Genomic DNA, 4,829 nt, shown 5'->3' with positions numbered 1-4,829 from the left:
CGACTCAACGCTTAACGGAGGCCGGACCACGACAAATCTTTAACTGCAAATCTGTCCGTTGGAGCGGGTCAATCTCAGGCTCTTTAACTGCAAATCTGTCCGTTGGAGCGGGTCAATCTCAGACTTCCGCCGCCATAGGTGGCTTGCCGCGCACACCGAAGCGCGGCAGCGCCGCGCGCCTGTTCGGCTACGACATCTTCATTTCAGTCGCGCTCGGGGCGCCACCGCGCGGCACCCAGAGCTACTCTTCTGATCTGGCGCGGCGGCTCCGCAAATGCGACTTCACCGTGTTCTTCAGCGAAGATAGTGCGTCGCCCCGCGACGAGCTCGACGCCGCGCTGCGCGGAGCACTGCATCGCTCAAAGATTCTTGTCGTCATCGCCAACCGAGGCACGCTTAAAGACGCCAGCGCCATCCAACCGGCCGGTCATTTCCATCAGCGTCAACGCTGCACCTTCAAGACCTGTCCATTGCTGAAGCGGTGCAGGATTGGCTGGGCTTTCGCGACAAGATCTGGCTCGACGAAGCGCAGATCAATGTGGAGAACGGTATTGCGAGCGATGCGGTGGTTGAGCGGCTGACAGTCGCACCCACCCGCTTCAAGTCGAACGTGGCTTGGCGTTGGGTGGTGCGCGTCGTCGTCGCGGCCCTGGCGATCCCGGCCCGGTCCGGATGTGCCCTGCGCGGCCATGACGGCGAAGTCACAACTGTCGCCGTCAGGGCCCCGGGGCGACGTGATCCTCTCGGGTGGAGCGGACGCGACCTTGCGGCTCTGGGATTGCCGCCACCGGACAAGCGATCGTCGTCACCGACAATGGAAGCCGAAAACGATCCGGCGCGACAGGCGGATCCCGCGTGGCAAGCGCCGTGTTCAGTCCCAATGGGCGCCGCATCGCTTCGTGCAGCACTGAAGACCCAAACCTGCGGCTGTGGGACGCGCCCCTCCGCCACCTGCTCGGCTTGCCGCTCGAGGGTCATGGCAAGGCGGTGCGGAGCCTAGCCTTCAGTCCTGACAGCAGCCGCATCGTATCGGTCGGTGTCGACGATGCGCTTCGAATGTGGGACGCCCGAAGCGGTCGCTCCGCCGGCGCCCTGATCGTTAGGCACGCAGGCCCGGTATCCAGCGTGGCCTTCAGTCCGGACCGGACCCGCATCGCGTCGGGCAGTGCCGACAAGACGGTGCGACTGTGGGACGCGAGCAGCGGCAAGCCATTACGCGCTCCGTTCAAATAATCGGAGAGCCGACCGGCTCGCCGCTGAACGCGGGTTCGATCGTGAGCGTAAGCTTCAGCCCCGACGGCCGGCGTATCGTTTACCGCGGCTCGGACTACAGCGCGCGCTTGTGGGACGCCGCGACCCGCAAGTCCAAACTGCAGTACGCGTCGTCGTCACAGGTGTTCAGCGTGACCTTCAGCCCGGACGGGCGCTACATCGTTTCCGGCAACTCGAGCGGGACTCTGTCGCTGTGGGACGGTACAACCGTCGAACGGCTGCGCTCGGACCTGGAAGCGCACACCCAAAGCGTGCTGAGCGTCGCCTTCACGCCGGACAGCAGCCGCATCCTCTCAGGCAGCGAAGACAGGACGCTGCGATTGTGGGATGTCGCTACCGGCCAGCCGATCGGGCCGCCCCGCAAGGGCTCGCTCCGCCTCTGGCCGGCCCCGTCGTCCTGGGCCTACGAGCTGTGTGCGAAACTGAGCCGCAACATGAGCCGCCAGCAGTGGCGCGAATGGGCCTCCCCGGAAATAGAATACAAGTGCCAGTGACCGGGCCTGCCGATTCCGCACGACGACTTGACGGACAGGGTTAAGGGCGAACCGCCGCTGTGCCCCGGAAAGCCTGCAACGCATCGAGTTATCTGAGCGAGTCGAAGCGCATCAGCTGATGGAACCAGGGATGCATCGATAGCGTTGGAAGGCGAGCCGCCTCGGGTGGCCTAAAGCGCGGATGAAAAACTGCGCAGGCGGTCGGTCAACGACCGTTCGCCATGGCGACGCAGCCGCTCCAACGCCCCGTTTGCTGGGGCGGGCGAATGACTGTTTCTGGCCCGAGAGTCGCCCGATGCGATCGGCATACGCGACCGAACTCCATCCCTAGCAGACCACGGTCAAAGCTCAAAAGCGTATCCACATCCAGGACACCCGTCGCATCAAGCGCTTAAGCGTTGCCAGCAAAGAGGTGCGATATTCCGTATCGGCTGGCATTAGGCAAGTGTCTCGCGGGGACAGGCTGGACGAGACGTTCTATCGCGCCGACCGCGCGCTCTACAAGCCTAACCGCTGTCTTGGAGCGCACGCTCCTCGACGCGGTATTCACAAGGCGCGTCCGCCACAAGAACGGCCTTGATACGCGCCGCATTGGATGCTTCACCGGCGATGCGGACGTGGTCGGCGCGTCGGAGAGTGGGAAAACACACGCCTTCAGTCGTTTGCCCTTTTCTTCCCCGCCCTGTGTGAGGGCAGGCAAACACAAGGTCACGTTGCCGCATTGCCGCATTTCTGTTGGCCCATTCAGCAGAGCAGACACCCCGGCGTGGACCTTAAAAATCAATATACGGGTCGCAAGCGTCTATGATTGTTGTGGGGCCGCTCGAATCGGGACCGCCGGCTCGCCGAGGTGGAACGCATTCCTAAAAACCCTTACTCAGCTTATGACCATCCCGAAGCCCGACAGCATCCGCCAGACCCATCGCCAGTCGCTCATAACTTCAGAACTGTATTCGAGGCCAAGTCGGCATCCGGATTATGAAGCAGAGGCAAAGGTGTTGGGCAAACTCGCCCATGCACTTGCCACGTCGGACGCAGAGATGTTTGGTACGCTTGCACGCGAAGCTGCGCGGCTGTGTCGCGCGGACAGCGCAGGCATCAGCGTACTCGAGTCGCCGCCCGACCGGCCCGCCAGCTTCCGGTGGGCGGCTCTCGCGGGGCAGGCTGTGCCTTTTCTCAACACTCACCGGCCCTTCGACGACAGCCTGTGCGGCGTTACGCTGGCAATGGGCAAACCGGAGCTTTTCGGAACGCCACAGCGTTTCTTTCCATCCATCGAGATGCTGTCCCCGCCCGTGGTCGAGGCATTGCTCGTGCCAATTCCTGTCCGGGACGACGCGTGGGGCGCCATCTGGGTGATGTCGCAACGTCCTGAAGTTCGCTTCGATGCCGAGGACCTGCGATTGCTCACTAGCCTCGCAGATTTCACCGGCGCGACGATGCATGTGGCGCGCATGAAGGCGCTAGCCGAGAGCCGGGCCATTCAGGCCGAAACTGCCCAGTCCGCCCTGCGCGAAGCGGAGGCGCGTAAGGACGAATTCATAGCGACGCTAAGCCACGAGTTGCGCAGCCCAATTGCCCCCATCGACAGCGCCATCAAATGTCTGGGACGTCTGGAACTCCAATCACAACAGGCGGAGCAGGCGCTCGGTATTGCCGAACGTCAGCTCCACAGGTTGCAGCGCCTTGTCGACGACCTGTTCGACGCCTCCAGAATCCGGCAGGGCAAGGTCACAGTCAGGCCAGAGAACAGCCTCCTGGCGGACATTCTGAATGATGCAGTTGCCGCTGTCCGGCCGCAAATGGAGGCGCGCAAGCACACGCTTAAAGTCACCGCGCCGTCCGATGCGGTGCTGGTTTACGTCGATTCCGGCCGTATTACCCAAGTGCTTGTCAACGTATTGAGCAACGCCGCGAAGTACTCACCAGATGGCAGCCAAATAGCTTTGACTGCGGCTGTAGACGTTCCGGCGGACCCCTCTGGGACGTCGACTGAGCCTACCTTGTCGATGACCGTCGCCGACGAAGGCTATGGCATATCCGCGCCAGCGTTGCCTCACATCTTTGACATATTCACCCAGCGCGGTAGCCGCTCTCCCTCGACGGAAGCCGGCCTCGGAATCGGGCTCGCCCTGGTGAAATATCTCGTAGAGGCGCACAGCGGCACTGTCGCGGTCCAAAGCGGCGAGTCGTCCTCGGGAACGACGGTGACCATTTGTCTGCCGTTGTCGCGCGGCCCCGACTTGTCTGGTACGCAACCCCATGGGATGGCGCCTTGCGCGGCGCCCTGCCGCGTGCTCGTGGTGGATGACGACAGGGATACGGTGGAGTCGCTGGCGCTTCTGCTTGGGCTTGATGCACATGTTGTCTACACCGCGACGAGCGCGGATGAGGCACTTGCCGCCCTTGATGGATTTACTCCCGACGTAGCATTCATCGACGTCAATATGCCCCATGTGGATGGATTTACTTTGGCGGCAGAGCTACGAACTCGGCCAGCGCTTAAACATCTAAAGCTCGTGGCATTGACGGGAGACGTGTCGGAGAACGACCGCGTGGCAGCGCTTGCAGCTGGCTTTGACCGTCACATGGCGAAACCCGTCGATATACAAGCACTTACTTCTATCCTCGCGACCGTGGGGGAAACGCCCCTGAAGAAACAGGACTTCGGCCCGCAGTGACCGACAGCTCGCGCGGGAAACACGGTGACCAAACGGGGTCGGAAAAGGGGAACTGCGGCCGACCCGACCGGGTGCCGGCGTCTATGCGGTCGCCGTTCGTCAGGTTTGGGCATAGGCATCCTGCCGTGTTAACGTGTCGGTAGGTGCGCAACTCTCAGCCAGGTAATGCCTACGCACGCAGCAGGCTCCCTTAGGGTACAGCGTTTGCGCCAAATATGGATAATGCTGCGACCGGTGGCGTGCAATTGTCTACCGTACTCCTTGTAGGCGATGACCTTGAAAACCGATGGGCCCTACAACTGGTCCTAGCAGGCTGTTGAAATACCTCATGTAGCGGTCATCCGTAACGAAGGCGTAAACGTTGAACTTATGTCATCAATGA

Annotated in this window: 4 protein-coding genes; all 4 read left to right on the top strand. The window is 62.0% G+C overall.

Going from position 1 to position 4,829, the window contains the following annotated elements; all coding sequences use genetic code 11:
* On the top strand, positions 1-581 hold a 581-nt coding region (locus AWB65_RS34175), incomplete at its 5' end, for a toll/interleukin-1 receptor domain-containing protein (protein ID WP_235008081.1).
* Positions 582-855: 274 nt separating this feature from the next.
* Entirely contained in the window at positions 856-1,233 is a 378-nt protein-coding gene (locus tag AWB65_RS34170) for a WD40 repeat domain-containing protein (RefSeq protein WP_159907958.1), read from the top strand.
* Between the two features lie 41 nt (positions 1,234-1,274).
* Positions 1,275-1,766, top strand: a complete 492-nt coding sequence (locus AWB65_RS34165) for a WD40 repeat domain-containing protein (protein ID WP_159907955.1) — start codon at positions 1,275-1,277, stop codon at positions 1,764-1,766.
* A gap of 998 nt (positions 1,767-2,764) precedes the next feature.
* Positions 2,765-4,447 carry a hybrid sensor histidine kinase/response regulator gene (locus tag AWB65_RS34160; RefSeq protein WP_235008079.1) on the top strand — a complete coding sequence of 561 codons (1,683 nt, stop codon included), beginning with the start codon at positions 2,765-2,767 and terminating at the stop codon, positions 4,445-4,447.
* The last annotated feature ends 382 nt before the right edge of the window (positions 4,448-4,829 follow it).

Origin of the sequence: Caballeronia humi (genome assembly GCF_001544475.1) — a bacterium.
In the GTDB taxonomy this organism is placed as follows: Bacteria; Pseudomonadota; Gammaproteobacteria; order Burkholderiales; family Burkholderiaceae; genus Caballeronia; species Caballeronia humi.
The sequence above is the reverse complement of the archived record's forward strand: the minus strand, read 5'-3'. Positions and strand labels throughout refer to the sequence as shown.